Raw genomic sequence first — 26,045 nt, forward strand, 5'->3', positions numbered from 1 at the left:
ACCGTTCTAAAATAAAATTTTTAGTACCTAAAGGAGACTTTTATGAATGAAGAGAAGCGACGTTTTTACAAACAAATGTGGGCATTTGCACTACCCATTACGATTCAATTAATGATTACCTCTGGTTTAAACATTATAGACTCCGTTATGGTTGGAAGTTTAGGTGTTGAAGCAATTGCTGCAGTGGGTATCTCAAACAAATTCACTCAGTTTTTAGCCGTCATATTGCAGGGTTTTGCTAGCGGAGCAACCATCTTCTCTTCACAATATTGGGGACAAAGAAATGTTTCAGGAGTTAAACAAATTTTAATTTTAGTATCAAAAATTGCAACGATTTTTTCATTCATTTTTGCACTTGTAACGTTATTATTCACCCCCTTCATTCTTGGAATTTTTTCTGACGATGCCATTGTTATTGTTGAAGCGGTGCCTTTCTTGCGTATCATCAGTCTTAGCTACGTATTTACTGCTTTATCTATGATTTTTAGTGTGACCCTTAAGACAATTGGAGAGGTCAAACGTCCTACTTTTTATAGTGTTATCACATTGTTAACAAACACTTTATTCAACTGGCTCTTGATTTTTGGTCCTTTTGGATTACCTGCTTTCGGAATTCGTGGAGCAGCGGTTGCTACATTACTAGCTCGTATCGTACAAACACTTTTATTGTTCTCTTTATTTGTTAAAAAAGGCATCCTAAGATCTGAAGTTGATTCAACCGAACCCGCATTACAAATCACTGGTCCTTACTGGAAAGTAACCTTTCCCTCTATCATCAATCATCTAACTTGGACCATGGGTGAGTTGGTCTTCTTTTGGCTCTACACTCGGACCGGAACAGATCAGACCGCGGCTATTTCTTTGATTGATCCACTTGTATTCTTATTTATTTGTGTCTTTACTGGTTTGAGCGATGCTTCGAGCGTGATGATTGGAAACCAACTAGGTGGGAAAATGTACAAAAAAGCTCTCTTTTATGCCAAACAATTCATCCGAATGACTACTATTCTTTCGGTTGTTGTCAGTGGAGTCATTTTTTTATTTTCACCTATGATTCTGCAATTTTACAATATCACTAGTCATGTAGAAGAACTCGTAAATCAAGTATTGCTGGCTTATATTGTTCTGTTGCCTTTTAAAAACTTAAACTATGTCAACAATGTTGGAATTTTGCGCGTTGGTGGAGATACGACTTTCGTCATGTGGTTAGATACTCTATCCGTTTGGTTATGGGGAATCCCAATGGCTTTCCTTGCAGTATACCTTGGATGGCCGCTTTGGAGCATTTTTTTCGTGGCTAATTCGCATGAAATCATTCGCGCCATTATTGGTGTACGACGCACCTTACGCGAAGGGTGGTTAAAAACGCTCATTGCTTGATAGAAAAATCATTTGATACAAGGAGGAAAATAATGAGCACAAAAGAAATGTTGAGAAATCAACTTTCAGAAAAAGTATTGCCTTTCTGGTTATCTCAGCAAGATAATACGAATGGAGGATTTTACGGCAAATTATCCATTGATTTAGAGTCCGACCCACTTGCTCCTAAAGGTGGGGTCATGATGGCTCGATTCTTATGGACTTTTTCCTATTCTTATAACACATTACAAAAACAAAAGTACAAAAGAGCTGCAGATTATGCTTACCGTTTTATAACAGAATCCTTATGGGATAATAAATATGGCGGCATTTATTGGCTTGTTGATGCCGAGGGTAAGCCTCTTAATCCGATCAAACATGTCTATGCCCAATCCTTTGCGATTTACGGTCTGAGCGAGTATGCGAAAATTGATCCAGCTTCTGATGCACTAGAATATGCGAAAAAACTATATCATCTTATTGAAGAGAATGCTTACAATCCAAGCACTCTTGGCTATGAAGAAGAATTTGATCAAAAATGGAAGCAAAAAGCGCTATCACAAGTTGCTTCTCAAAATCCTGAAGTGAGGTATACAACAAATACGCATTTGCATTTACTGGAAGCTTATACAAACCTTTACACAGTATGGCCCAATGAAACGTTATTAGAAAAGATTCAGCACTTATTGCGTTTATTCACCACTTATATCTTTCATCCTACTGGTTACTGCCAGCAAGAATTTGACCAAAACTGGACTTCAATAACTCCTGGCGTTTCCTATGGGCATGATATTGAAACTTCTTGGTTATTGGATGAAACGTTAAGCTGTTGTAAAGTAGATGAAGACTTAGATAAAAAGGTACGCAGTATGACAACTGAACTTGCTGCATATTGCTACGAAAATGGTTTAGATGAAAATGGCTGGATGATCAATCATGTCGATAGTTCGCATGTCGATAAAACAAAAGTTTGGTGGGTAGAAGCTGAAGCCGTTATTGGTTTTTACCATGCCTTTCAGCAATCTGGAAATAACATCTACCGAAATACTGCATTAAATTTAATTCAATTGATCCAGAAAAAATTTGTAGATACTCGTCCTGGAAGTGAATGGTATTCTCGGTTGGACGAAAACAATCAACTATTGTCGGTTCTTCGTAAAAATGGAACAACAGAAGAAAATATATCCGATTCATGGAAAGGACCTTATCATACGGTTCGCTTTTATTTAGAAATGATTAAACGTCTGGAGGAAAAATAGAATGCAAATAAAAGATTTGGAAAGCTATTCTGGTAGCGGCATCAAACCAGTTGATTTTGATGCTTTTTGGGAAGAAGGGTTACATGAAATGGAGTCTCTTCCACTTGATTATATACTAGACCCGGTAGATATCCCTTCGCAAGTTGCTAAATTTTATCATCTGACATTTAAAGGCGTTGGTGGAGCTACCGTTCATTGTCAACTTATTACGCCAAAAGAAACGACGGGTAGAAACTTTAAAGGCTTATTGCAATTCCATGGCTACCATACAGATTCAGGCGATTTCCAAGATAAAATTGGATGGGCAGCTGAAGGGTTTGTTGTCTTAGCAATGGATGCTCGTGGTCAAGGTGGACTTTCTGAAGATCGAACGCAGACAAGCGGTGGAGTCATGAAGGGGCTTATTATTCGCGGCATGGAAGAAGGAAAAAACAATCTTTATTTTAGACAAGTTTTCTTAGATACCGCTCATGCGGCTCGAATTTTAAAATCAATGGATTTTGTAAACGAAAAACGTATCTATGCTCAAGGAGCTTCCCAAGGTGGCGGTCTGACCATTGCTTGTGCAGGCCTTGTTCCTGATCTTTACCGTATCTATGTTTCTTATCCTTTCCTTTCTGATTACCGAAAAGCGTATTCTCTGGGGGCTCAAACATCTGCTTTTGAAGAAATACCGTATTGGTTCCAATTCCGTGATCCTCTTCATAAACGCGAAAAAGAAATTTTTGACACTTTAGAATACATTGATATTCAACATTTTGCTCCACGCATAAATGCTGAAGTCTGTTGGGTCGTAGGAATGCAAGATACAATCGTACCACCCGTCACTCAAATGGCGACGTATAATAACATTCACACTAAAAAAAACTTAGTTGTTTTACCAGAATATGGTCATGAATACTTGCCTAAAGTCAGCGATGACATGCGCAGTTATTTTATCGATTAAATAGACGAATAAAAGCACTACAAGTATCTGTCAAAATAGATACTTGTAGTGCTTTTTCCTTACATCCTACTCTTTTAATCGCTTTAGCTTATTTAGAGTCATTGTCAGACTAGAAGAGTTACAAAACAACTTGATTTCCACCATTTTTTTGAGCCGCAACTAGCTTTTGAGCGGATCTTTGAATCAGTTCACTGATTGTTTCATCTGGATAATAAGCAGAAACTCCCGCACTAATACTTACGTGTTTAGGTATATCAAAAATAGTTTCTAGAACCGTTTGTTTGATTGATTCAGCCACTATACCAGCTTCTTCTTCAGCTGTATTTTCTAGTATGATTAAAAACACTGAGTCTCTATATCTTCCTGCAACGTATCTCTCCTTGATAGAAGCTTTAATCACTTCTCCCGTTGCCTTCAATACTCCTTCACTCAACATTATCCCGAAATGCTCTTCTATTTTAGCATAATTGTCTACGTTTAAAACAATCACTGACATCGGTTGTTTTTGCTCTTTAGCTCGATTTGCCTGTTTTACCAATTCTACTATGATAGCAGATCGTGTATAAAGGGAAGTGAGTGTATCTCTCTTCATTTGAGTTGTTAGACTTTTATTTTTCACGACTAATTGTTCTCTTTCAAATTCCTCTTGTGTAACATCAAATACAATCCCAGTAAGAAAAAGAGGTCTGCCATTTTCATCTCTTTCCGTTACTTTTCCTCGGTCTCGATAAACTTTCCAAGAACCATCTTTAGCTTGAATACGATACTTTACTTCCCAAACAGGTATTTCTCCTTTTAAATGGTTGGTCATCAATTGCATAACTTCATTTTTGTCATCTGGATGAACTTTATCTGTAAAAAATTCATACGATACTTTTTCAGGTAAGTCTTTTTTCATATACCCTATTGCTTCTGCTTTTAAAGGATTAAATGTCACTTCATTTGTAGTGAAATCCCAGAACCACTGTCCTAAATTTCCTGTCCACCCAAATTCCAAACGTTCTGACTTTTGAAAAGTCAGCAATAACTCTTTATTCAATCGATCTAATGATTGCACCTTTAAAATTAATTCTTCTTTTGTTAATTCTTCGTATTCTTTATACTCTTGCAAGATATCCCTCCATTTATACTCTTTTTGAGTTTAAATATATGTCTATTTAAGTGTACTTTATTTATAAGCGCGGTTCAATGTTTATAAAAGTAGGCAAAAACTAGACACCTCACTCCAATAACAACCACTTTTTTATACTTCCAACAGTTTATTCAATCGAAAAACAACACTATATAACATTTATTGTTATATAGTGTTGTTTTAATTATGTTAAATGTTATAATTAGTTACAAATGCACCATGTTTATTCTTATGATGGAGGTTACGTGATTGAATCAAACAAAAAGACAAGAACTCATTAGTGATTTATTAAAAGTTAATGGTGAAGTCAGCTCAAAAGAACTCGCTGATGAATTAAGTGTTTCTATGATGACCATTAATCGAGATTTAAAAGAATTAGCCATCCAAAAAGAGATTCAACTCGTCCATGGTGGCGCAGTCTACCGAGGTGATGATTCCTTTGAAAACCCTATATCTATCAAGGAAGAAGTTAGTGTCCAGGAAAAGAAAAGGATTGCTAACTTTTGTAGAACTTTAGTTAAACCAGGAAGTTCTGTTTTTATTGAAACCGGTACAACCACACTAGCTGTTGCCAGAGAAATTTTCAACATAGAGCATTGTCAATTCTATACCAATTCATTATTAGTTATGAATGCTCTGTCAAAATTTGAAGGCATTCAATTGCATTGTGTCCCAGGAAAATATCGAGACCTTTCGAAAGGTTTCTTAGGACTAGAAACGGCTGAGTTTGTTCAGCAATTTAATTTCGACGTTGCTTTTATTGGAGCTGAAGGTATTAATCTTGAATCAGGCGTTTCTTTGCCAAATGAAGAAGATGCTTTTACAAAAAAAGCGATCTTAAAGCAATCTAAAAAAACGATTCTGGTTGCTGATCATAAAAAATTTGATTTATCTTACTTATATAAAGTTGGGAATATCACTGACTTTGATATGATTGTCACTGATTTACCAAGTGAGGATAAACTCTTCCAGAAATTAAGCAACGTAACTACTATAAAATCTGTTAGAAATGAGGAAAAAAACAATGAAAATTAATTTAACGACTGTGGACTTACCTATTATTCACCGCAATCCAGTATCTGTTGTATTAACGGATGAGACAATGGCTGCTAGAAAAGAACGATTCTTAGAACAACTGCATGTCCACTCTATTGATACAGCTATCATTTACGCTGACCGCGAACACGGTGCTAACTTTGAATACTTCACAGGTTTCATCCCAAGATTTGAAGAAGCCTGTTTAGTGATTCACGCGTCTGGTGAAAGTCATTTATTATTAGGAAATGAAAACGTAAAAATGGCTGCACATTCTAGAATCAAAGCAAATCCAATTCATGTTCCTTTCTTTTCTCTTCCAAATCAACCTATGTCCGGTGAAAAAACACTAGACCACTACTTTAAAGAAAGTAATATTTCTCCTGATGCAAAAATTGGCATTATTGGCTGGAAACTCTTCACTTCAAGTCAGTACAATAATAAAGATTTATTCGATCTTCCATTCTATGTTATGGATAGTTTGCTAAACTATGTTTCCACTAGAGATCAATTACAAAACTTCACATTTTCTTTAACTTCTCCAACAGTTGGGTTACGAACAACCTATAACGCAAACGAGATTGCTCACTACGAATACGGCGCTTCCTTAGCAGGACTGGCAATGTTTAATGCCTTACAAGAAATTTCGGTTGGAAAAGACGAAAAAGAAATTGGGGCTTTACTAGCACAAGATGGACAGCCCAACTCAGTTACAACCATCAGTGCTACAGGACAACGTTTTACAAATGCCATCCTTTATCCTAGAAACAAAACCATTGCTTTAAAAGATAATTACTCTTTAACGGTGGGTTACAAAGGCGGGTTGAGCAGCAGAGCTGGGTTTGTCATCTCTTCTGAAAATCAATTGCCAGAGAATCAAAAAGATTATTTAGATCGCGTTGGGAAACCTTACTTCAAAGCCTATTCGACTTGGTTAGAAACTCTGTCTATCGGCATTTCTGGAGACGAATTTTATGCAAGAATCCAAGAAGTTTTCCCTTCTGAGATTTATGGCTGGACATTGAATCCTGGTCACTACACTTCAGATGAAGAATGGATGTCTTCTCCATTCTTCGAAGGCTCTAAAGCCGTCATTCAAAGCGGACAATTATTACAAATTGATATGATTCCAAGCGTTCCTGGCTATACTGGAGCAAGTTGTGAAGAACCAATAGCAATTGCTGATGAAACATTAAGAAATGACCTAAGCCAACATTATCCTGAAGTTTGGAAACGAATTGAAGAGAGAAGATATTACATTAAAGAGGTTATAGGCATTAACCTTTCAGCGGATATTCTTCCCTTAAGCGATACGGTAGCTTTTTATACGCCATTCTTATTAAATAAAACACTAGCTTATACAAAAGAAGACTAATATTCAAAGACATCTCCAATTGGCTATCTTAAAAGAAACATTTAACTAAACCGTCTTATTGATAAAAAAGGAAAACTCTCTTCACACTATTCCATAATTGATATGTCCATGATAGTAGATAAATATTCATTGTACTTTGACGCTGTTAATGAAAAAGGTCTTGGAATAGGTGGATTAAATTTTGATGGTTTTGCAGTCTATCATGATGAGAAAAAAGATAAAAAGAACCATCAATCCATTACACTAATTAAAACCCACAAAAAGGAATCAAAGCAACTGGAACCATTCTCAGTTGCTTTGATTCCTTTTCTATTATGCCTCTAGTCGCATCACTTTTTTAGTTAACGTTAAAACTACTAATACACCTATAAGAAAGAGGACACCAGAAATAGCTAAAACCACTTCAATTCCACCTACTGTAACTAAATTACTTAATATGCTGCAAAGAACTACTGCCGCAACAATAGCTAAAGGCAGTGAATTTCTCCACCAGCCTATTGCTAGAGCAATCAAACTAATACTAATCACTAAAACGATAGAAACAATTATGACTGGTAACTGATTGACAATCGTTGCAAATGATAACGTATCAGTTACTAAAGAAAAAATAGATTCTGATACAAAGAATAGACTATTGGTTAATAAGACTCCCATAAAAACGCCGAGTCCACAAAACAATTCACAAAAAAGTACCTTTGCCCAGAAGACTTTCTTTCTAGAAACGGGATAACTCAGCGTCAAAGGAATATAATTATCGTTATAAGATTCCATGATGACTTTTCCTAACATGGCTGTATTCATACATGCAAATCCAGTTACATTTATAATGAAAGAAATAACATATAAAAAGGCATAAGTTCCCATTTCTGGATCAGTAGCTAGAATAGTTGGATCAATTTGAGGCACATAGGCTAATAAATCAATTAAAGCTAAAGCGGCCAAAGGAATTAAGATGCTAGTAAGCAGATAAGGAGTTAACGCAATTTTTTTCATTTCCAATCCAATAAGTTTCATTTTAATACTCCCCTTCCATTTTACTGATTAAGAAATCTTCTAATCCATCTTGATGTGTTGCAACAAGATCCACCTTTGATTCATCTAAAACGAGTTCGCCATCAAAAATTACACCAATTCGTGTGGCAACGGATTCCACTTCTGTTAAGATATGGCTCGACATAATAATTGTTTTACCTAACAAAGAAAGCTCTTCAATTAGTTCACGAAATTGTTTGATACCTCTGGGATCAAGACCGTTTAATGGTTCATCTATAATGATTAATTCAGGATCATGAACGAGAGACCTTGCCAGAACAAGTCTTTGGCGCATACCTAATGAATATTCTTTTACCGGACGATCATTATCCACTGCCAACCCTACTACTTTAAGCCACTCAGGAATGCGCTTTTTAGAAGATTCCATATAATCACAGTGAATTTCTAAATTTTCCACGGCGCTTAAATGTTCATAAAAAACTGGCTCGTTAATATTCGACCCTATTTTGACTTTCACTTTTTCTAAATCTTTCTCTTCATTTAAAATTGTGATAGACCCATTTGACGCTTTCGATAGTCCTGTTAGAATTTTAAAGAGTGTTGACTTTCCAGCACCATTTCTTCCTAACAACACATAGATTTCACCTTTTTCAACAGTCAAACTAAAGTCTTTCAAAATTTCTTTTTTTCCGTAATTCTTTTCTAAATGATGAACAGCAACAATACTTGTCATATTTATCTTCCTTTCACTCTCCAGTATAGTTTCTTCAAAAGATAGATACCACCGGTATGTATCTTTGTAAAAAAATAACCTTCTTAATTGTTATTTTTTTTTAAAACAGCAAACAAGGTAAACGCATCTTGAACAATGTCATCAGTCAATAAAGGAACACCTAATCCGTTAAACATTTGTTGAATAAACAAAATTTTTCGGTGTAACTCCTCTTCTGATAAAAGGCTCAGTTGAAATCCAATCCACAAATTAATCGTTAGCATCAGTAGTTCCGTAATTTCTTCTGGATAGTCGGTTTGAATGGATCCATCCGAAACTCCTTCATCAACGATTTTTTTCATTTCTGGAACTAGTTCTTGGAAAACTTGTAAATACTGTTCTCCTAATATTCTAGGACTTCTTAAAGTAACAGCAACAGCATAGCCAATTGATTGCCTTCGATAAGATTGGAAAGAATCCCTTATAACATTTTGCAATTTCTCTAATCCGTTACTCCCTCTAAGTTGTTCGAGAATAGGTTGTTCATCCGCTTCATCCATTATCGTTTCTAAAATAGCAAATTTTGATTTAAAGTGGTGATAAATGACCCCTTTTGTCATATTTCCCAATCCATCAACGATATCTTGAATAGAAGTTCCGTCATAACCCTTTTCTAAAAACAACTTTTCTGCTACATCGAGTATTTTCTTCCTTGTTTCCTCAGGATATTTATTTCTTGCCACCTATAACTCACCTCACATACATACTGTCGGTATGTATGTTTCATACTACCTATCGTCAGTCTGTATGTCAAATCATTTTGCACATTTTTTACTGTTCCTTGTTCTTTAAACTATAAAAAGACTCACAACTGGAAAAAAAAATTGATTTAATCGAAATAACCTTGTAAAAACCCATCAAACGCTATAGTATGGAATTTAAGACACGAAACAGAAAGAGGCAACAACATTATGACTATTATCCAAGCAGAACCAGCTAATATTGAAGAATTAAAAACTAAAGCAAATACAAAAGACAATTGGAAAATCAGACTCGAAGCCGTTACTGAATTAGCAAACTATGACTGTCAAAAATCAAGATATATCTTGACTAAACTTGCATCAAATGACCGCGTTTTCGCAGTAAAAGAAGCTGCTTTCAACGCTGCACAAGCGATGGGTGTCACAAAAAAAGGCTTGCCGTTAGTGATGAAAAGAAAAGATATCGGGTACAGCAGCAAAGACTTTGCTAAAGTGTTTAATCGTGTGAAACGTGATACAAAAATGACAGAATTTGATTTGGCTGTCTTCAAAAACCAGTTCCAAATTGTCAGTCCTGAAATGTATGACGTTATGCAATATGAAGAGCAAGAAAATTTCGATCTATGGATCACCTCTTCTTTTGCAAACTTACGCTAAGCTTTATATGTAAACTAGAGTGTACAACTACTTTGTCTAGATGAAAGAGTAGTTATACACTTTTTTTGTCTAAAAAAGCATTTTAAATGACAGAATTAGTGTGATTATGGGAAGATATACTTAAATACAATTTGAAAAGAAGGGGGCCATTAATCATGAACAATAAAAAAGAGGACTATCATACATTAGCGGCTACCATTATTCAGTTAGTTGGTGGTAAAGAAAACATCACAAACGTCATCCATTGTGTGACGCGTCTTCGCTTTTATTTAAAAGATGATACCAAAGCAAATGAGGAGGAGTTAACTCATTTAAAAGGCGTCTTAGGTGTAGTAAACGCGGGTGGTCAATACCAAATAGTCGTCGGTCCAGCAGTCGAAGATATTCATAAGGAAATTGCTTCCCAACTCTCTCTTTCTGATAATCAGCCACAAGAGACAGAAAATACAACTTCCACTTCTGAAAATCGTACTTATTTTGAAAAACTAAAATATAGTGGAAATCAACTCATTGGAATTATTACCGGTTCAGTAATGCCTATCATCAATTTGCTTGCTGCTTCAGGAATTATAAAGAGTCTTTTAGCTGTATTGACTGCTTCAAATCTAGTATCTGCTACTGGTAATGCCTATTTAATTATTAGTGCAATGGCCGATGCTGTCTTTTACTTTCTACCTATTTTAATCGGTTTTAATGCTGCCAAACGATTAGGTGGAAATCCTCTTTTAACAGCTGTTATCGGTGGTATTATTATTCATCCCACTGTTATTGAAGCTGCTAATAGTGGCTTGAACATCTTATCTATTGGAACTTTTAATTTTCCTTATGTCTCATATACATACTCTATTTTTCCTATGATATTAGCTGCTTGGTTGGTAAACAAATTAGAAATTTGGCTAAAAAGCTGGGTTCCAACCATTATTCAAGCTCTTTTGGTACCTATTCTCATCATTGGAATCGTTGCTTCAATAACTTTCTTGATTACAGGACCTATCATTACCTGGCTCTCATTTGGTCTAGCAAATGGTTTACAAGCCCTACTAAGCCTAAACGCCCCTATTTTTGGAGCCGTGATTAATGGTTTTTACCAAATATTGGTTATTTTTGGCTTACATTGGGGAATTATTCCTATCTATGTCAATGACTTTGCAACTTTAGGGTACAGTTACTTGTCAGCCATGGTAAGTATGACTATCGTTGCACAAGGAGGAGCAGCACTAGCTGTAGCCGTAAAATCTAAAAAACTAGACTTAAAAGAGCTGGGTTATGCAGGTGCTGTTTCCGCTTTTTGTGGCATTACTGAGCCAGCAATTTATGGAATCAACTTACGTTTCCGCAGACCATTTATTTGCGCCAGTATTGCAAGTGCGGTTGGTGGTTTTCTGACAGGTTTATTCCAAGTCAATATGTGGAGCATTATTGGATCCATTATCGGATTGCCTTCTTTCATTGACCCTGCAAATGGAATCACAGCAAACTTTTGGTATGCCGTACTTGTTACTGCTATTACCTTGTTTTTAGCCTTTGCTCTTACTTATATTTGGGGTTACAACGATTCAATGGTTATGCAAGAAAAACGTGCTAAACCAAAAAATCCAGCAAAACAAACTATAGCTTAATTTAAAAAACTTTCAGAATCAGTAGTTTGAGATTCTGAAAGTTTTTTTGTAGCATTTTATTTAACATATTGGTTGTGTCAGTTGGTCTAAAAAGATATTTTCCCATCTATTTTCCATATAAACTATTTTCTCAGAATTGATGAAGTAAGTATAATCCTAAACTTTCATTTAACTAATCCTTACGTGTCAAACTAATTAAACTTCTAATCATTTTCTAATCCTTACACCGCAAAAATTTGTAACCGGTTGCGATTAATGCAATAATGAGATGATATGTCTAGTCATACTATACATACTCAGATGGGAGGTTCCAACTATGCACCACAAAAAATTAAAAACAATTGGTTTTGTCAACAGTCATAAACCTGGTGAAAAACGAATCGCCTTATTGCCTAAAGATATTACACGGATAAATCATAGAGAAGCTTTATTTTTTGAGGAAGGCTATGGAAGTGATTTAAATATCTCTGACACTGAGTACGCTGCTTTGGGTTGTCAAGTTGTGCCTAGAGCCGTTGCCTTAGAGCAAGATATTATCTGTGATCCTAAAATTGGTGACGCTACTTTTATAGACAAACTAAACCCAGGACAAACGTTATTCGGCTGGGTTCATGCTGTGCAAAGCAAAGAAGTGACAGATATATTAGTAGCTAAGGAACTTTCCGCTTACGCTTGGGAAGATATGTATGAAGACAATCGCCATTCTTACTGGCGCAATAATGAGTTGGCTGGGGAAGCTGCTGTTATGCATGCTTACCAATTAAACGGGGTTATGCCTTATGATACAAAAGTTGCTATTTTAGGACGCGGAAATACAGCACGTGGCGCGCAACGAATTTTAATCGGATTAGGTGCAGATGTTAGAGTCTATAATAGCAATCAAGAAACGTTATTCCAGAAAGAAATGACTGAATTTGATGTGATTGTCAATGCAATATTATGGGATACTTCACGTACCGATCACCTAATTTACAAAACAGATTTAAAACGATTTAAACCTGGTACGCTCTTGATTGATGTTAGTTGTGACGAAAATGGGGCAATCGAAACGACTGTTCCTACGACTTTAGAACACCCAACTTATCAAATTAACGACGTTATTCATTACGCAGTTGATCATACGCCTACTATTTTTTACCGCTCTTCTTCAAGTGCTATCTCTAAAGAAACGTTTAAGTATATTGATGACCTAGTTGAAGGACATCCTAACGTTATTTTAGAAGATGCTTTGATCATTGAAAGAGGCTATATTATCGATGAACGTATCAATCAGTTTCAAAATAGAACAACACCTCTTCAATTTGTTGATTCTGATGAAAGAAATCCTGCTTAATTCATTTGCTTGAACCTATTCTATTGCAGGTATTGTTTGGACCATTACTTATGCGCGCTTTGAATCAGCACCAAATATTCATATTTTATCTTTACTTGTTCATTTTTATTCATTCATAGGTCAGGCGTTACTTCATGAACGTGTTCCAATGACTTGCCATAGAGGTTATCACTTTTAATAACTTTATCCATATGGTCTACACTATTTTTTGTGTACCAGTATGTACCATATGGATAAAGATTTTTCATCTTTACCGTCCTCAAAAAGATTTTGCGTACTATATGACTGGATTTCATCACACAATATAGTACGTAAATCGCTCTTATATACCCTATCACTCCCATTCCACCCTTCATATGGTACACAAACCGGCTTTATCTAACACAATCCAACAAAAAGGGATTGCACTTTTTAGGTGTAATCCCTTTTTGTTGAGTTATTTTCTTAAATATTTAGTGTTTCAAAGAACTAAATAGTGCGCATTTTTTCCATGTATTATTTTAAGAACAATTCCTAAATTGATTCCCTACATTAGAAGGTAATCAATAAAAATCTCAATTGATTAAGCTTTCAATATCTTTTCAATTTCGGCTAATTCTGAAGGAGAAAATTCAAGGTTATCTAATGCTTTGACATTGTCCTCAATTTGGCTTACCTTGCTAGCTCCAATCAATACACTTGTAACTTTTCCGTCTCTTAAAATCCACGAAACAGCCATTTCAGCTAAAGTTTGACCTCGGCGTTTTGCGATTTCATTTAAGGCTCTTGATTGTGCAATAGTATCATTTACTTTGGTTTCGTCTAAGAATGGGCTTGTTGTCCGACCAGCTCTTGAATCCTTTGGAATACCGTTTAAGTAACGATCTGTTAACATACCTTGCGCTAAGGGACTAAATGCAATCGTTCCTAATTGGTTTTCTTGTAAGACATCTTGTAGACCATCTTCTATCCAGCGGTTATACATGCTGTAAGAGGGTTGGTGAATAATGAAAGGTGTTTTTAATTCTTTAAATATTTTTGAAATTTCAGCTGTTTGTTCAGCAGTATAATTAGAAATCCCAATATACAATGCTTTACCTTGGCGAACCATTAAGTCCAATGCTTGTGCTGTTTCTTCAAAAGGTGTATCTGGATCTGGACGATGTGAATAAAAGATATCAACATAATCTAACCCCAAGCGCTTCAAACTTTGATCAACACTAGCAGTCAAATATTTTTTAGACCCAAATTCGCCATATGGACCTGGCCACATGTCATAACCGGCCTTGCTTGAAATAATCAATTCATCACGGTAAGGAAGTAAGTCTTTCTTTAAAATACGTCCAAAGTTTTCTTCAGCACTTCCTGCTGGAGGACCGTAATTATTAGCTAAGTCAAAATGAGTAATCCCCAAATCGAATGAACGTTGAACCATTTTACGGCTGTTTTCAAATAAATCCACATCACCGAAATTATGCCACATTCCTAAAGACAATGCTGGCAATTTTAATCCACTGTTCCCCACACGATTGTAAATCATATTGTCATAACGATTTTCTGCTGCTTGATACATTCAACCACTCCAGTTTTTTTCAATCTATTTCTTACGCACTTAATTATAACGCTTTCAAATACAAGAAACAATGAATTGTAAGAGTTTTTAACATAATTCCATTAAGAATCTGGCTATTAATATTAAATAATCTTGGTCATGATCAAATCGATTTGCTCGTCCTCTCCCATGAAGAACGAATGTGAGCTAATCTGGATAAACCCGTTCTTTTTATAAAAGGAAAGAGCACTAAAATTTTTTTCCCAAACACCTAACCAAATCACTTTTTTATTCTTCTGTTTTGCAAATTGTTCAGCATTCTCTATTAAAAATGTTCCATATCCTTTTCTTTTAAGATTACTTAAGATGTAAATCCTTTCGATTTCTACAGCATTTTCAGCGATATCTTCTGTTTGAGCATCACCTATGTTCAATTTTAAGTAACCAACTATTTCTTCGTTATCTAATAAAAAGAAAAAAGTAGAATTATCATTTGTAAGTTCTTGTTTGAGTTGTGTGCTATTGTAGGCTTTTTCTAAATAATTTTCTAGATCTTCCTCAGTGTTTTGATCCTTAAAGGTATCCGTAAATAGTTCTATGCTGATGTTTTGAAGTACTTTTAAATCTTCTAAGGTGCATTCTTTCAATTCCATAGTATCAGCCTCCTTTAGTAATTCCGTTTATTTCCTTTTTTTACAAAATTCCAATCAGTTTCCGTATTTTGTTTTATTTTATTTAAAATCCGAGAAAAATTTTTGATTTCTTCATCCGACAAGCCTTGTAGAGCAATCTTATTAGAATAAAGATTTTCTTTCACAATATATTCCGCTAATTCATCTCCTTTAGGTGTAGTAAACAACCTTTTGATTTTTTTATTCACTGAATCAGCTCTTTTTTCAATCAATCCATTTTGTTCAAGTTTTTGAATAGCTCTCGATACAGTTGTACGATCTACTTTTATCATTTCACTTAAATTATCTGGTATTATTCCTGGGTTCTCTTTAATCCTTACTAAATAGAGGTATTGACCTCTTGTAAGATTGAGATCTTTAAATTCTATATTAGCGATAGAGTCTAAAGCTCTTGCAATCACTCCAATGTCACGAAGAATGTCTATCATTTCGTTCCCTCTTTTCGTCTTTAATAAATCTTATTTTATATTCTTTTTGTTGTAAATGCAACGAAAAATGCATGATAGGCAAATTATTTCATAAAAATACCGATAAGTGGTATGGTGCTTTTTGGAACAAATACTTATTATTGTAGGCAATTTTAGTGAAAATTATTGTTGTAGGAACATCGCATGCTGGTTATGAAGCCATTCAAACATTATTGAAAGAGCAGCCAAATGCTGAATTGCATTTGTATGAACGCGGAGATACCGCATCATTCTTATCTTGTGGAATTCAAAGTTACTTAGAAGGCATTGCGGAGTCTTTAGATAGTTTACATTATGCAACAGAGGATTCGTATATTGAACAACATGTAAATGTTCATATGAATAGTGACGTTGTCGGAATCAACCTAAAAGCTAAAACCATTACTGTTAAAACAACTGACGGAGAAACTGAAGAAAGCTATGATAAATTGATTCTTTCTCCTGGCGCAGCACCTGTCAGAATTCTAATTCCTGGTGCTGATTTAGATAATATCTTCTATGTACGTGACCGTAATTGGGCTGAAAAAGTTAAAACACGTATGGAACAATCAAAAAAAGCTGTTGTTGTCGGTGGAGGTTATATCGGTATTGAAATTGCTGAAGCATTTGCTAAAGTAGGTATTGAGACAACGGTTATTGATTCTTTAGACCGTGTATTGAATACGTACCTAGATAAAGAATTTGTTGATGTATTGAACGAAAATATGAATCAAAATGGATTGACTGTTCGCACAAGCGAAATGGTTAAAGAAGTTGTTGGCGAAAACGGAACCGTTAAAAAAGTTGTTACAGATAAAGGTGAATACGAAGCAGATACTGTGATCATGGCTGTTGGTGTTCGTCCAAATACAAAATGGCTTCAAGGAATCGTTGAATTGAACCCAGACGGAACGATCGTTATTGACGACTACCTAGAAACCTCTGAAAAAGATATTTTTGCAATGGGAGATGCTACAAAAATTCCATTTGCGCCAAATCATGGTACAAAACTAATTGCTTTAGCCTCTAACGCTCGTCGTCAAGGAGTCATTGCGGCTAAAAACATTTTAGAGAAGAAAGTAAAAATGCCTGAAGTATCTGGGACATCTGGTTTAACATTATTCGACTACAAATTAGCTTCTACAGGGGTCAAAGACATCGATCAAGATTCCATTGATGCTGAAGTTGCTAGCACATTCGTTGTTGAAAACATCCGTCCGACTTTTATTGATGACGAAAAAGTCATGATGAAAATCCACTTTGAAAAAGACACTCACCGTATTGTTGGTGCTCAATTGATGTCAACTTATGACGTTACCGCTTCTATCAATGTACTATCGGTTGCTATCTCTTCAGGTTGGACACTAGAGCAATTAGCCTTTGCTGATTTCTTCTTCCAACCAGGATTCAACCGTCCTTGGAACTACCTAAATGTTCTTGCTCAAAAAGCTTTAGACGGCAATTTTGATAATAAAAAACTATAATATTTTTTTCTTGAAAATTAAAATACTCCTTACATGTAACTTAGAAATAGTTCTTATTTCTAGTATTTACCATGTAAGGAGTATTTTTTGTCTGTAATAATAAATCAGGATTTATTTCATTTCTCCTTGGATCGTTCAAATATTTCACTCTCAGCTTTTAAACGTATAAGTTGCAACGTTTTTGAATCTATATCAAGAGCATAAACTTTTTTAGAGAAAGCATTTAGTACCATTCTCTTCGTTTACTAGTAGCCTGTTTAAAGATCTTTTTCAACTCATCTTCATCATTATCTGCTAGCGTACGTTTCATAGTATTCAACTCAACCTCAAATTGGTTAATCGATTTTAACAAAGCTGTTCGGTTATTTAAAAATAATTCACTCCATAGTTCCCCATTGATATCTGCTATCCTAGTCAGTTCTTGAAAACTATTACCAGCAAACGTCAGTGTTTCTTCGGAAGCTTGCTGGCTATTTACAACTGCTACAGACAAAACGTGCATCAATTGACTAACATACGCAATTTGTTCATCATGTTTTTCAGGAGAAACGCGCGTTAGTTGGTTAAAACCAACCTCTCTATAGAGCTTTTCAATAAGCTGTAAAGAGGCTTCTTTGTTAGTCGCAATAGGAGTAATCAAAGCATTGGCTCCTATAAATCGCGTGTGATCCGCCCCAATAATCCCTTGTTTCTCACTGCCACGCATAGGATGTGCAAATACAAAATCGACTGTTGAAGGAAGAACGGTAGCAATTTCTTCTATAATAGTGGTTTTAACACCTGTTACATCCGTTAGAACAGCCCCTTCTTTTAACCTATTTTTGTGTTGCTCAACAAAAGAGGCAATTTGATTCGGATAAAGAGAAATCATAACAACATCCATATCCTGCAAGATATCATTAGCTTCAACGAATCCTTTTTTGATGATCCCTTGATTTACAGCTGTTTTTAACGTGGATTCGTTGACGTCTATCCCATAAACATTGGTATATCCAGCTGCTTGAAGACCTTTAGCAAACGAACCTCCAATGACTCCTAAACCGACAATCGCAATGTTCATTAGTTCTCTCCTTTATTTTTGACTTCTTTCAAGGCTTGGATAGCCAACAAATAACCTGTTGCTCCAAATCCTGAAATTTGTCCAATACAAGCAGGTGCTACTACAGAATCTTTTCGGAAAGATTCTCGGGCATGAATAGCACTTAAATGCACTTCTACAGTTGGCACATCTACTGATTTCACCGCATCGTGAATCGCGTAGCTGTAATGGGTATACGCTGCAGGATTGAGTACGATTCCATCTACCTTATCCATATGAGCTTGTTGAATTCGGTCAATCAACTCTCCTTCAGAATTGCTTTGAAAAAAAGTGCACTCTACTTTTTGTTGTTCAGCGTATTTTTGAATTTTACTTTCTATCTCTTCCAGCGTTTCTGTTCCATAAATTTCAGGTTCACGAGTCCCTAAAAAATTTAAATTTGGACCATTAATAATAACGATTCTCATACTATCTTCTCCTTTTATGTGTAATAGCTTCTGGTAGACGATGCGTTATTTCATTCAATACATTTTCCAAATTGGATTGATTATCCACGCAAAAATCGGCTGCTGTTTGATATAAATCAAACCGTTCTTCGTATAATTGGTATAGCACGTTTTTACCGTCTTTTAATAAAGGCCGATGCCCAATTTCGATATCTTTGATAATGTGTTCAACAGGTCGATCAACAAAAACAATCCAGCCTGTTTTTCTTAATGCTTCAATATTTTCTGGGTTGAGAACGACTCCTCCACCACACGAAATGACTGTATAACTTTCCGTCACTGCCAATTCTTTACAAGCTTGGGTCTCAATTGCTCTAAAGTGAGCTTCACTTACTTCAAATAATTCCGAAACGGTCTTTTTAGTTGTTTGTTCAATAAAATGATCGATATCTTTAAACGGCATGTCTAGTTGCTGACTAAGTTTTTCTCCAATAGTACTTTTCCCACTACCTGTCATACCAATCAACACAATATTTGTCTTCATAAACTTTCACCATTTTTTGTTTTCCATTCAGAGATCAACTCTTCCGTAACTTGTTCATCAATCGAACACTTTTCCCAGATTTCTACTGCACGAATAGCTTGACCCACTAACATATCTAACCCATTAGCCGTTTGTTTGTTATTTTCACGTCCTAATTGTAAAAAAGCAGTTTCACTAGGGTTATAAATCAAGTCAATCAAATGATCAAACTGCTGAATGGTAGTCTCACTTAATGGAGACTTAGTGATATTAGGGTACATACCAACAGGCGAAGTATTAATTAAAAAATCTCCCATTAAAGATTGGGCTTCTTTATAATTGGTATACCTTTTATTTTTGGTGTTTTCAAACTGTTCTGGCCTCCGAGACACAATATAAATCATTTGAATACCGTGATCCATTAAATACGCTTCAACTGTTTTGGATGCTCCTCCTGATCCTAAAATAACGGCTATCTTTCCGTTTACATCCCAGTTTCTACGGCTCAAAATCAAACCAAAACCACTATAATCCGTGTTATGACCGATTAACTTCCCATTTACATTTTCAATTGTGTTTACTGCTCCCAATTTTTTTGCAAATGGACCGATTTCGTCTAAATAAGGGATAACAGCTTCTTTATAAGGAATCGTAACGTTTACCCCTTTAATCGATAACGTCCGAACGCCATCCATAGCTTGTTTCAACTGTGTTGGCGGAAATGCAAAGAGCTTATAAGCAGCGTCTAATCCTATTTTTTCATAAATCAACTTATGGAGGCTTGGAGAATGGCTATGTACAAGTGATTCTCCGAATAATCCGTAAAATTTCATGTGGCACCTCTTTTCATCATTCGATAATGTGTTGAAGTATAAACAAAAGAAATAGAAAGTTCAATTAAAAATTTAACGAACAATTATTTAAAATGACTCTAATTCGTTTGGCATCAACTGTTTGAGGTGCTTTTTTAATTGTTTACTAGATTTGTTTTTTTATTTAGTGTTGACAATATTTTTTTTACTTGCTAGTATTGGTCTCACAGTTGGAACACAGCTGATAATGATCAATTGAGGAGAGACCACCATGAACTTACAAGCACAACTTAAAACTGCAATGGACTCACAATTGAATAATTATTATTTTAGCTTCTTTATGAGAAAATCTATAGAGGCTAAAGCTTTTTAAGCTGCTAACAACAGTTGCCCTATAGATTTTGAAAGAAATCGAAGGGGCAACGAACTAATCTGATTTTATAGATACTATTAGTGAACTTACCTAACGCTACATTCGATAATCTTTCAAAAGACTATCGGGTGTGGCGTTTTTTCGTTTTTCAATAATTTTAGTGGAGGAAAAAGAGATGATCATTCATACGCTAGGACCAAGCAGCACGGATAGTTATGCAGTCGCCGAATCTTTGCTCCAGTCAAAAGACGATGGTATTGTAGCCTATCCATCTTTTGACAATCTACTACACAACATTCAGCAACTAAGTGAACAATACGTATTGTTCCCTGTAGCTTTTAAAAGCGCCCGAAAAGAGTATGGGTGGAAAGAATTTAATTATGATTATTGGGATAAAGTTGAGTTGGTAGATGTCTTTCAACGAAGAACCAAGCCGATGGTTTTAGTCAAAAATAACTATTATTCTGAAAACCGAGCAATGATTCATCCAGCAACCACTATTTTCTTGAAAAAATATTTAATCCAAAAAAACGAAGACACGGTCATTGAATTTTCAGACAGTAAATTCAAAGCTTGGTCAGGCTTTTGTAAGAAAAATCTGAAATACACGATTATTAGTGAGGATGTGTTTGAAAAAGAAAAAAATCCAGGTTATACGATTGAAGAACGATATGAGCCAGTAATGGTGTGGTGTTTGTACAAAATAAACTAAACAATGCAGAGGAGAATAATTATGATAATCGTTTTAAAACAAGGAATTAAAGCCAGTGAGGTTAAAGAATTAGCTACTAAATTAGAAACACAAGGAGTAGCTGTGAGCCATTTCACCGATATCAAGCGCGATTTCCTAGGTTTGATTGGTGATACTAGTGGGATCGATACTCACCAATTGCGTGTTTTTCCAGAAGTTGAGCAAGTTATTCGAGTAGAAGACCCTTACAAAAGAGCAAACAGAAAATTTCATCCTGAGAATTCTATCATCAAAATTGGTGACGAAACAATTGGCGGCACTAAATTGGGAATCATCGCGGGGCCGTGTTCTGTAGAAAGTGAAGAACAAATTGTGACGATTGCAAAACAACTGAAACAAGCTGGCGCAAACTTCTTACGTGGAGGAGCATTCAAACCAAGAACTTCTCCATACAGTTTCCAAGGACTTGAATTAGAGGGATTAAAAATGCTTCAAGTTGCTAAAGCAGAAACAGGAATGCCTATTGTGACTGAATTGATGTCAACAAAATGGGTCGATCAATTTGTTGATTCCGTAGATATCATTCAAATTGGTGCACGCAATATGCAAAACTTTGATTTACTTAAAGAAGTTGGACGAACGAATACTCCAGTCCTTTTAAAACGTGGCTTATCTGCAACCTATAAAGAATGGTTGATGTCCGCTGAGTACATTATGGCCGGAGGAAATGAAAATGTTATTTTATGCGAACGCGGTATTCGGACATTTGAAACAGAAACCCGCAATACACTAGATATCCAAGCGGTTCCAGTCATCAAAGAACTCTCACATTTACCAATCATTATTGATCCAAGTCATGCTGGTGGAATGTCTTACTTGGTTGAAGCAGGTGCTAAATCAGGTATCGTTGCTGGAGCAGATGGCTTAATGATTGAAGTTCACAATGACCCTGCTAATGCTTGGAGTGATGGCGAGCAATGTTTGACACCAGATGAATTTGCTAGATTGATGGAGAAAGCTCGTAAGCTAGCGGATTTCGAAGGTCGTTCGATTAACGAAGCTGCTACTATTCTAACAAGATAAACTGAGGAGGATAAAATCCATGCCTGTCTTAACCGTTAAATTTCCATCACAAGAAGTGCGTTATGAATTAAAGATTGAAAAAGGATTGCTTAATCATGTCAGTCATGAAGTCAAAAATGTCTTTACTGGAGCTAAAATTGCCATTGTCACCGATGAAACCGTCTATGCTCTTTACGCTAAGTCGATTATAAAAGATTTGGAAGCAGCGGATTATAAAGTACAATGCATCGTTTTGCCTCCTGGAGAACAGACTAAGACATTCGACTCGCTGCCTCATATTTACAGTGCATTAGCGGATTTTGGCTTAACACGGAGCGATTTAATCATTGCTCTAGGTGGTGGCGTGATAGGGGATATCACTGGTTTTGCCGCTTCTTCTTACTTGAGAGGTATCTCTTTTGTCCAAATCCCTACCACCTTACTCGCGCAAGTGGATAGTAGCGTTGGCGGAAAAGTGGGTGTCGATTTACCTGAGGGAAAAAACTTAGTCGGTGCTTTTTATCACCCCCTACTCGTCTTGATTGATCCATTGGTTCTAGAGACTTTGACGGATTCTGCTTTTGCTGATGGAATGGCAGAAGTGATCAAATACGGCTGTATAAAAGATCTTAATTTATTTCATCGTCTAACGGAACTATCTTCTCGAAAAGAAGTCATGCAACACATCGATTGGATCATCGAAACCTGTTGCACAATCAAACAAGTGATTGTGCAGACAGATGAAAAAGATTTGGGCGAACGAATGATTTTGAACTTTGGACATACGTTGGGTCACGCCATTGAAGCCTATTACCAGTATGAAAAATATACCCATGGTCAAGGTGTAGCCATTGGCATGGTTGCTATCTCAAGAATCGCAGAATCCAAGCAAATGACTACTGATGGGACTACTGATCAATTGATTACTCTTTTACAACAACATCGTTTACCTATTGCACTAGAGGATCTTGAAGATTACCCTAAATTATTGCCTTATATCAAAAAAGACAAAAAAAATAGTGGAGGCAGTTTGTCAGTGATTGTTTTAGTTGACGTCGGACGCGCTACCTTGCATCAAACGACTCTATCCTTTTTCGATTCTTTAGACACTGGAGGAACAGCATGACTAATCTAACCCTTACTCCTAATGCGTTAAATGGAACTGTTACTGTCCCGCCATCTAAAAGTATGGCGCATCGTGCAGTGATTTGCGCCAGTTTAGCAGCAGGTCGCAGTACGATCAAGAATATTCAACTATCAGATGATATCCTCGCAACTATCGAAGGTATGCGTTCGTTTGGAGCGATTATTTTTTATGATGATCAGACATTGACAATCGATGGTATCCGTAATGGAACTGCTAAGGAAAGCCGCACAATCAATTGCAATGAGTCCGGGTCTACCTTGCGTTTTCTAATCCCTTTAGCGACATTGTTTACAGGAGAAACGCACTTTATCGGTCAAGGACATTTAGGCAAACGCCCACTTGAACCTTATCAAGAATTATTCGACGCTCAGTCACTCCATTATCATCAAGCCACAACTGAAAACCTACAGTTGAGTGTCGCAGGTTCTTTGACACCAGGTATCTATGAAATGCGTGGCGATATCAGTTCCCAGTTTATCACCGGTATGTTACTAACTTTGCCTTTACTTGCCGGAGACTCTGTCTTACAAATTACGACTCATTTAGAATCGAAAGGCTACATTGATTTGACCCTTTCTGTCTTACAATCCTTTGGTATTCTAATTGAACAAGAGGAGGATGGACAAGTATTTCGAATCAAAGGACAACAAGCTTATAGCCCCCGCGATTACACAGTCGAAGGCGATTACTCGCAAGCAGCCTTCTGGTTGAGTGCAAATGCACTAGGGAATAAGCTTTTGGTAAGCGGTCTAGATTCAGATTCTCTACAAGGTGATCAAGCTATCGTCTCTATTTTAGATACATTGAGTGATGGTTCCAATGATAGCGAACGCGTCATAGATGGAGCTCAAGTTCCCGATATTATTCCAGTGGTAGCTTTAGTTGCTGCATTAAGCAAAGGAAAAACAAAAATTATCAATCTGGAACGTCTACGGATTAAAGAAAGCGATCGTTTAGTGGCCACACAAAAAGAATTGACTGCTTTAGGAGCACAGATTGAGATTGTAGAAGATTCGCTTTTAATCGAAGGAGTCTCTAGACTATCCGGCGGCCAACAAGTTTGGAGCCACAAAGATCATCGCATGGCTATGATGTTGGCTATCGCTTCAACGGTGAGTGAAGAACCAATACACATCAAAGACACAGATTGTGTCAAAAAGTCTTATCCCAACTTTTGGGAAACATTCCAACAACTAGGAGGAAAAGTAAATGAGTGGAATATGGGGTAAAAATTTACAACTCTCACTATTTGGAGAGTCACATGGTGTGGCGATTGGCGTTACGATCAATGGTCTACCTCCAGGATTGGAACTCGATATGGAACGAGTAACATTTGAAATGGCCCGCAGAGCGCCAGGAAAAAATGAATTGACGACACCAAGAAAAGAAAAAGATCATCCAGAGATTTTAAGCGGCTTTTTAGATGGGAAAACAACCGGAGCACCTCTTACAGCAATCATTTGGAACACAAATACACGCTCAAAAGACTACAGTGTGTTGAAAGATGTTATGCGTCCAGGACAAGCTGATTACCCCGGACGCGTGCGTTACAATGGCCATAATGACCATCGCGGCAGCGGCCACTTCTCCGGAAGAATAACTGCTCCGCTAGTGTTTACAGGTGCTATTTGTCAGCAATGGCTGAAACAAAAAGGTGTAACAGTAGGCTCTCATATTCAGTCGATTGGAACAATCGAAGACGAAACTTTTGAGGATCAGGAAACAGTCACGTTAGAGCAAATCGAACAGTTCAAAGAAGAACAGCTTCCTTTGTTTAATACTGAAAAAAAGGCAGAAATGACCGACTTGATTTTGGAAGCAAAAGAAGATGGCGACTCTGTTGGTGGTGTCGTTGAAACCTTTGTCTTAGGATTAGATGCCGGGTATGGAAATCCATTTTTTGACTCAGTTGAATCTCAACTGGCTCACCTCGTATTTGCCGTTCCGGCCATTAAAGGTATTGAATTCGGAACAGGATTCGACATTACCAAAATGCGCGGTTCGCAAGCAAACGATGAATATTACTACAATGAACAAGGGCGCATTAAAACACGCTCCAACAATAATGGTGGAATCATTGGCGGGATTACTTATGGCATGCCAATCGTTTTTAGAGCTGCTGTTAAACCACCTGCTTCAATTAAAAAGAAGCAACAGACGATCAATATCCAAGAAGGTATTGAGACTGAATTAGAAGTCGAAGGACGTCACGATCCTTGTATTGTTCCACGAGTTCTGCCGGTACTAGAGGCCGTTACCGCTATCGGTTTAATGGATCTGATGCTTGGAGGACAATCGAATGAATGAATTGGAACACTACCGCAAAGAGATTGATGAAATTGATCAAGAGTTGACACGTCTATTTGAATTGCGTTTGAATACGGTTCTAAAAGTTGGCGATTATAAAAAACAACATGGTTTACCGGTATTGGATGCCACTCGCGAAAAAGCTGTTATTGAGCGAAATATCGGCCGCTTAACAGATCCACAGTTCGAACCACAAGTTACCCAATTCTTCCAATCGATGATGGACATTACGAAAGAAACTCAAACGACTCTCTTAAAATCAGAATCGTGATTTATCCGTTTATTGCACAAAAACAGGTTATTCATGAACA

General features: G+C 36.5%; 28 protein-coding genes. 16 read left to right on the forward strand and 12 right to left on the reverse strand.

The window, feature by feature from the left end; all coding sequences use genetic code 11:
* Positions 1 to 42 precede the first annotated feature (42 nt).
* The 3 genes from CAT7_RS03465 to CAT7_RS03475 are packed head-to-tail and all read left to right on the forward strand — an operon-like array spanning position 43 to position 3,564.
* A complete protein-coding gene (locus CAT7_RS03465; protein ID WP_007722025.1) occupies positions 43 to 1,380 on the forward strand; it encodes an MATE family efflux transporter in 1,338 nt (445 codons plus the stop codon).
* Between the two features lie 32 nt (positions 1,381 to 1,412).
* Complete coding sequence (locus tag CAT7_RS03470; protein WP_007722026.1) at positions 1,413 to 2,618, forward strand: AGE family epimerase/isomerase; 1,206 nt, start codon at positions 1,413 to 1,415, stop codon at positions 2,616 to 2,618.
* Position 2,619: 1 nt separating this feature from the next.
* The gene (locus CAT7_RS03475; protein ID WP_007722028.1) at positions 2,620 to 3,564 is read left to right on the forward strand and encodes an acetylxylan esterase; all 945 of its coding nucleotides are present in this window, start codon (positions 2,620 to 2,622) and stop codon (positions 3,562 to 3,564) included.
* Between the two features lie 118 nt (positions 3,565 to 3,682).
* On the opposite strand, the gene CAT7_RS03480 is transcribed toward CAT7_RS03475, so the two are convergent.
* Positions 3,683 to 4,675 (reverse strand): sensor domain-containing diguanylate cyclase, encoded by a 993-nt coding sequence (locus tag CAT7_RS03480; protein ID WP_007722030.1) that lies wholly within the window; start codon positions 4,673 to 4,675, stop codon positions 3,683 to 3,685.
* Between the two features lie 270 nt (positions 4,676 to 4,945).
* Here CAT7_RS03480 and CAT7_RS03485 point away from each other — a divergent pair, with 270 nt between their 5' ends.
* Genes CAT7_RS03485 through CAT7_RS03495 form a run of 3 tightly spaced genes read left to right on the forward strand, consistent with a single transcriptional unit; the run spans position 4,946 to position 7,430 of the window.
* Entirely contained in the window at positions 4,946 to 5,731 is a 786-nt protein-coding gene (locus tag CAT7_RS03485) for a DeoR/GlpR family DNA-binding transcription regulator (protein ID WP_007722032.1), read from the forward strand.
* On the forward strand, positions 5,721 to 7,106 hold the full coding sequence (locus CAT7_RS03490) for a M24 family metallopeptidase (protein WP_007722034.1): 1,386 nt from the start codon (positions 5,721 to 5,723) through the stop codon (positions 7,104 to 7,106). Before CAT7_RS03485 ends, CAT7_RS03490 begins: the two co-directional genes overlap by 11 nt.
* Positions 7,107 to 7,163: 57 nt before the next feature.
* On the forward strand, positions 7,164 to 7,430 hold the full coding sequence (locus CAT7_RS03495) for a linear amide C-N hydrolase (protein WP_269319415.1): 267 nt from the start codon (positions 7,164 to 7,166) through the stop codon (positions 7,428 to 7,430).
* On the opposite strand, the gene CAT7_RS03500 is transcribed toward CAT7_RS03495, so the two are convergent.
* The 3 genes from CAT7_RS03500 to CAT7_RS03510 all read right to left on the reverse strand — a co-directional run bounded on the left by CAT7_RS03500 (position 7,419) and on the right by CAT7_RS03510 (position 9,554).
* Entirely contained in the window at positions 7,419 to 8,120 is a 702-nt protein-coding gene (locus tag CAT7_RS03500; RefSeq protein WP_007722037.1) for a hypothetical protein, read from the reverse strand. The genes CAT7_RS03495 and CAT7_RS03500 overlap by 12 nt on opposite strands.
* A 1-nt stretch (position 8,121) precedes the next feature.
* Positions 8,122 to 8,832 (reverse strand): ABC transporter ATP-binding protein, encoded by a 711-nt coding sequence (locus CAT7_RS03505; protein ID WP_007722038.1) that lies wholly within the window; start codon positions 8,830 to 8,832, stop codon positions 8,122 to 8,124.
* An 83-nt stretch (positions 8,833 to 8,915) separates the two neighbouring features.
* Positions 8,916 to 9,554, reverse strand: a complete 639-nt coding sequence (locus CAT7_RS03510) for a TetR/AcrR family transcriptional regulator (protein WP_007722039.1) — start codon at positions 9,552 to 9,554, stop codon at positions 8,916 to 8,918.
* Between the two features lie 228 nt (positions 9,555 to 9,782).
* Here CAT7_RS03510 and CAT7_RS03515 point away from each other — a divergent pair, with 228 nt between their 5' ends.
* The 3 genes from CAT7_RS03515 (at position 9,783) to CAT7_RS03525 (ending at position 13,181) form a co-directional block, all read left to right on the forward strand.
* Complete coding sequence (locus CAT7_RS03515) at positions 9,783 to 10,229, forward strand: HEAT repeat domain-containing protein (RefSeq protein ID WP_007722040.1); 447 nt, start codon at positions 9,783 to 9,785, stop codon at positions 10,227 to 10,229.
* A 155-nt stretch (positions 10,230 to 10,384) separates the two neighbouring features.
* A complete protein-coding gene (locus tag CAT7_RS03520) occupies positions 10,385 to 11,848 on the forward strand; it encodes a PTS transporter subunit EIIC (protein ID WP_007722041.1) in 1,464 nt (487 codons plus the stop codon).
* A 316-nt stretch (positions 11,849 to 12,164) separates the two neighbouring features.
* Entirely contained in the window at positions 12,165 to 13,181 is a 1,017-nt protein-coding gene (locus CAT7_RS03525) for a N(5)-(carboxyethyl)ornithine synthase (RefSeq protein ID WP_007722042.1), read from the forward strand.
* A gap of 113 nt (positions 13,182 to 13,294) precedes the next feature.
* On the opposite strand, the gene CAT7_RS12595 is transcribed toward CAT7_RS03525, so the two are convergent.
* From CAT7_RS12595 to CAT7_RS03545, 4 genes are all read right to left on the reverse strand, one after another.
* Positions 13,295 to 13,429: a hypothetical protein gene (locus CAT7_RS12595; RefSeq protein ID WP_007722044.1), complete on the reverse strand. Its 135-nt coding sequence runs from the start codon at positions 13,427 to 13,429 to the stop codon at positions 13,295 to 13,297.
* Between the two features lie 314 nt (positions 13,430 to 13,743).
* The gene (gene mgrA / locus CAT7_RS03535; protein ID WP_007722046.1) at positions 13,744 to 14,733 is read right to left on the reverse strand and encodes an L-glyceraldehyde 3-phosphate reductase; all 990 of its coding nucleotides are present in this window, start codon (positions 14,731 to 14,733) and stop codon (positions 13,744 to 13,746) included.
* A 122-nt stretch (positions 14,734 to 14,855) separates the two neighbouring features.
* Entirely contained in the window at positions 14,856 to 15,365 is a 510-nt protein-coding gene (locus tag CAT7_RS03540) for a GNAT family N-acetyltransferase (RefSeq protein WP_007722048.1), read from the reverse strand.
* A gap of 14 nt (positions 15,366 to 15,379) precedes the next feature.
* Complete coding sequence (locus CAT7_RS03545; RefSeq protein WP_007722050.1) at positions 15,380 to 15,832, reverse strand: MarR family winged helix-turn-helix transcriptional regulator; 453 nt, start codon at positions 15,830 to 15,832, stop codon at positions 15,380 to 15,382.
* Positions 15,833 to 15,987: 155 nt separating this feature from the next.
* Here CAT7_RS03545 and CAT7_RS03550 point away from each other — a divergent pair, with 155 nt between their 5' ends.
* Positions 15,988 to 17,334 (forward strand): FAD-dependent oxidoreductase, encoded by a 1,347-nt coding sequence (locus CAT7_RS03550; RefSeq protein WP_007722051.1) that lies wholly within the window; start codon positions 15,988 to 15,990, stop codon positions 17,332 to 17,334.
* A gap of 223 nt (positions 17,335 to 17,557) precedes the next feature.
* Here the strand turns inward: CAT7_RS03550 and CAT7_RS03555 are convergent, their stop codons facing one another.
* Genes CAT7_RS03555 through aroE form a run of 4 tightly spaced genes read right to left on the reverse strand, consistent with a single transcriptional unit; the run spans position 17,558 to position 20,175 of the window.
* Entirely contained in the window at positions 17,558 to 18,394 is an 837-nt protein-coding gene (locus tag CAT7_RS03555) for a prephenate dehydrogenase (protein ID WP_007722054.1), read from the reverse strand.
* A complete protein-coding gene (gene aroQ / locus CAT7_RS03560) occupies positions 18,394 to 18,840 on the reverse strand; it encodes a type II 3-dehydroquinate dehydratase (RefSeq protein ID WP_007722055.1) in 447 nt (148 codons plus the stop codon). Before aroQ ends, CAT7_RS03555 begins: the two co-directional genes overlap by 1 nt.
* Before the next feature lies 1 nt (position 18,841).
* Positions 18,842 to 19,363: a shikimate kinase gene (locus CAT7_RS03565; RefSeq protein ID WP_007722056.1), complete on the reverse strand. Its 522-nt coding sequence runs from the start codon at positions 19,361 to 19,363 to the stop codon at positions 18,842 to 18,844.
* Positions 19,360 to 20,175: a shikimate dehydrogenase gene (gene aroE / locus CAT7_RS03570; protein ID WP_007722057.1), complete on the reverse strand. Its 816-nt coding sequence runs from the start codon at positions 20,173 to 20,175 to the stop codon at positions 19,360 to 19,362. Before aroE ends, CAT7_RS03565 begins: the two co-directional genes overlap by 4 nt.
* Before the next feature lie 527 nt (positions 20,176 to 20,702).
* Between aroE and CAT7_RS03575 the strand changes: the two genes are divergently transcribed.
* The 6 genes from CAT7_RS03575 to CAT7_RS03600 are packed head-to-tail and all read left to right on the forward strand — an operon-like array spanning position 20,703 to position 26,005.
* The gene (locus CAT7_RS03575; protein ID WP_007722064.1) at positions 20,703 to 21,239 is read left to right on the forward strand and encodes a hypothetical protein; all 537 of its coding nucleotides are present in this window, start codon (positions 20,703 to 20,705) and stop codon (positions 21,237 to 21,239) included.
* 21 nt (positions 21,240 to 21,260) lie between these two features.
* Positions 21,261 to 22,301, forward strand: coding sequence for a 3-deoxy-7-phosphoheptulonate synthase (gene aroF / locus CAT7_RS03580; RefSeq protein ID WP_007722066.1), 1,041 nt, complete (start codon positions 21,261 to 21,263; stop codon positions 22,299 to 22,301).
* A gap of 19 nt (positions 22,302 to 22,320) precedes the next feature.
* Positions 22,321 to 23,406 (forward strand): 3-dehydroquinate synthase, encoded by a 1,086-nt coding sequence (gene aroB / locus CAT7_RS03585; RefSeq protein WP_007722067.1) that lies wholly within the window; start codon positions 22,321 to 22,323, stop codon positions 23,404 to 23,406.
* Positions 23,403 to 24,656, forward strand: a complete 1,254-nt coding sequence (gene aroA, locus CAT7_RS03590; protein ID WP_007722069.1) for a 3-phosphoshikimate 1-carboxyvinyltransferase — start codon at positions 23,403 to 23,405, stop codon at positions 24,654 to 24,656. The genes aroB and aroA overlap by 4 nt, the downstream gene beginning before the upstream one ends.
* Positions 24,637 to 25,734 (forward strand): chorismate synthase, encoded by a 1,098-nt coding sequence (gene aroC, locus CAT7_RS03595; RefSeq protein ID WP_007722071.1) that lies wholly within the window; start codon positions 24,637 to 24,639, stop codon positions 25,732 to 25,734. The genes aroA and aroC overlap by 20 nt, the downstream gene beginning before the upstream one ends.
* A complete protein-coding gene (locus CAT7_RS03600) occupies positions 25,727 to 26,005 on the forward strand; it encodes a chorismate mutase (RefSeq protein WP_007722072.1) in 279 nt (92 codons plus the stop codon). Before aroC ends, CAT7_RS03600 begins: the two co-directional genes overlap by 8 nt.
* Positions 26,006 to 26,045: the final 40 nt, after the last annotated feature.

This window comes from Carnobacterium sp. AT7 (genome assembly GCF_000171855.1).
GTDB classification, from domain to species: Bacteria; Bacillota; Bacilli; order Lactobacillales; family Carnobacteriaceae; genus Carnobacterium_B; species Carnobacterium_B jeotgali.

Excerpts from the sequence above, each read along its gene's own strand:
- CAT7_RS03465 (WP_007722025.1), top strand. The coding sequence starts at position 43 with ATGAATGAAGAGAAGCGACGTTTTTACAAACAAATGTGGGCATTTGCA.
- CAT7_RS03470 (WP_007722026.1), top strand. The coding sequence starts at position 1,413 with ATGAGCACAAAAGAAATGTTGAGAAATCAACTTTCAGAAAAAGTATTG.
- CAT7_RS03475 (WP_007722028.1), top strand. The coding sequence starts at position 2,620 with ATGCAAATAAAAGATTTGGAAAGCTATTCTGGTAGCGGCATCAAACCA.
- CAT7_RS03490 (WP_007722034.1), top strand. The coding sequence starts at position 5,721 with ATGAAAATTAATTTAACGACTGTGGACTTACCTATTATTCACCGCAAT.
- CAT7_RS03500 (WP_007722037.1), bottom strand. The coding sequence starts at position 8,120 with ATGAAACTTATTGGATTGGAAATGAAAAAAATTGCGTTAACTCCTTAT.
- CAT7_RS03505 (WP_007722038.1), bottom strand. The coding sequence starts at position 8,832 with ATGACAAGTATTGTTGCTGTTCATCATTTAGAAAAGAATTACGGAAAA.
- CAT7_RS03515 (WP_007722040.1), top strand. The coding sequence starts at position 9,783 with ATGACTATTATCCAAGCAGAACCAGCTAATATTGAAGAATTAAAAACT.
- CAT7_RS03520 (WP_007722041.1), top strand. The coding sequence starts at position 10,385 with ATGAACAATAAAAAAGAGGACTATCATACATTAGCGGCTACCATTATT.
- CAT7_RS03525 (WP_007722042.1), top strand. The coding sequence starts at position 12,165 with ATGCACCACAAAAAATTAAAAACAATTGGTTTTGTCAACAGTCATAAA.
- CAT7_RS12595 (WP_007722044.1), bottom strand. The coding sequence starts at position 13,429 with ATGAAAAATCTTTATCCATATGGTACATACTGGTACACAAAAAATAGT.
- mgrA (WP_007722046.1), bottom strand. The coding sequence starts at position 14,733 with ATGTATCAAGCAGCAGAAAATCGTTATGACAATATGATTTACAATCGT.
- CAT7_RS03540 (WP_007722048.1), bottom strand. The coding sequence starts at position 15,365 with ATGGAATTGAAAGAATGCACCTTAGAAGATTTAAAAGTACTTCAAAAC.
- CAT7_RS03545 (WP_007722050.1), bottom strand. The coding sequence starts at position 15,832 with ATGATAGACATTCTTCGTGACATTGGAGTGATTGCAAGAGCTTTAGAC.
- CAT7_RS03555 (WP_007722054.1), bottom strand. The coding sequence starts at position 18,394 with ATGAACATTGCGATTGTCGGTTTAGGAGTCATTGGAGGTTCGTTTGCT.
- aroQ (WP_007722055.1), bottom strand. The coding sequence starts at position 18,840 with ATGAGAATCGTTATTATTAATGGTCCAAATTTAAATTTTTTAGGGACT.
- CAT7_RS03565 (WP_007722056.1), bottom strand. The coding sequence starts at position 19,363 with ATGAAGACAAATATTGTGTTGATTGGTATGACAGGTAGTGGGAAAAGT.
- aroE (WP_007722057.1), bottom strand. The coding sequence starts at position 20,175 with ATGAAATTTTACGGATTATTCGGAGAATCACTTGTACATAGCCATTCT.
- CAT7_RS03575 (WP_007722064.1), top strand. The coding sequence starts at position 20,703 with ATGATCATTCATACGCTAGGACCAAGCAGCACGGATAGTTATGCAGTC.
- aroF (WP_007722066.1), top strand. The coding sequence starts at position 21,261 with ATGATAATCGTTTTAAAACAAGGAATTAAAGCCAGTGAGGTTAAAGAA.
- aroB (WP_007722067.1), top strand. The coding sequence starts at position 22,321 with ATGCCTGTCTTAACCGTTAAATTTCCATCACAAGAAGTGCGTTATGAA.
- aroA (WP_007722069.1), top strand. The coding sequence starts at position 23,403 with ATGACTAATCTAACCCTTACTCCTAATGCGTTAAATGGAACTGTTACT.
- aroC (WP_007722071.1), top strand. The coding sequence starts at position 24,637 with ATGAGTGGAATATGGGGTAAAAATTTACAACTCTCACTATTTGGAGAG.
- CAT7_RS03600 (WP_007722072.1), top strand. The coding sequence starts at position 25,727 with ATGAATGAATTGGAACACTACCGCAAAGAGATTGATGAAATTGATCAA.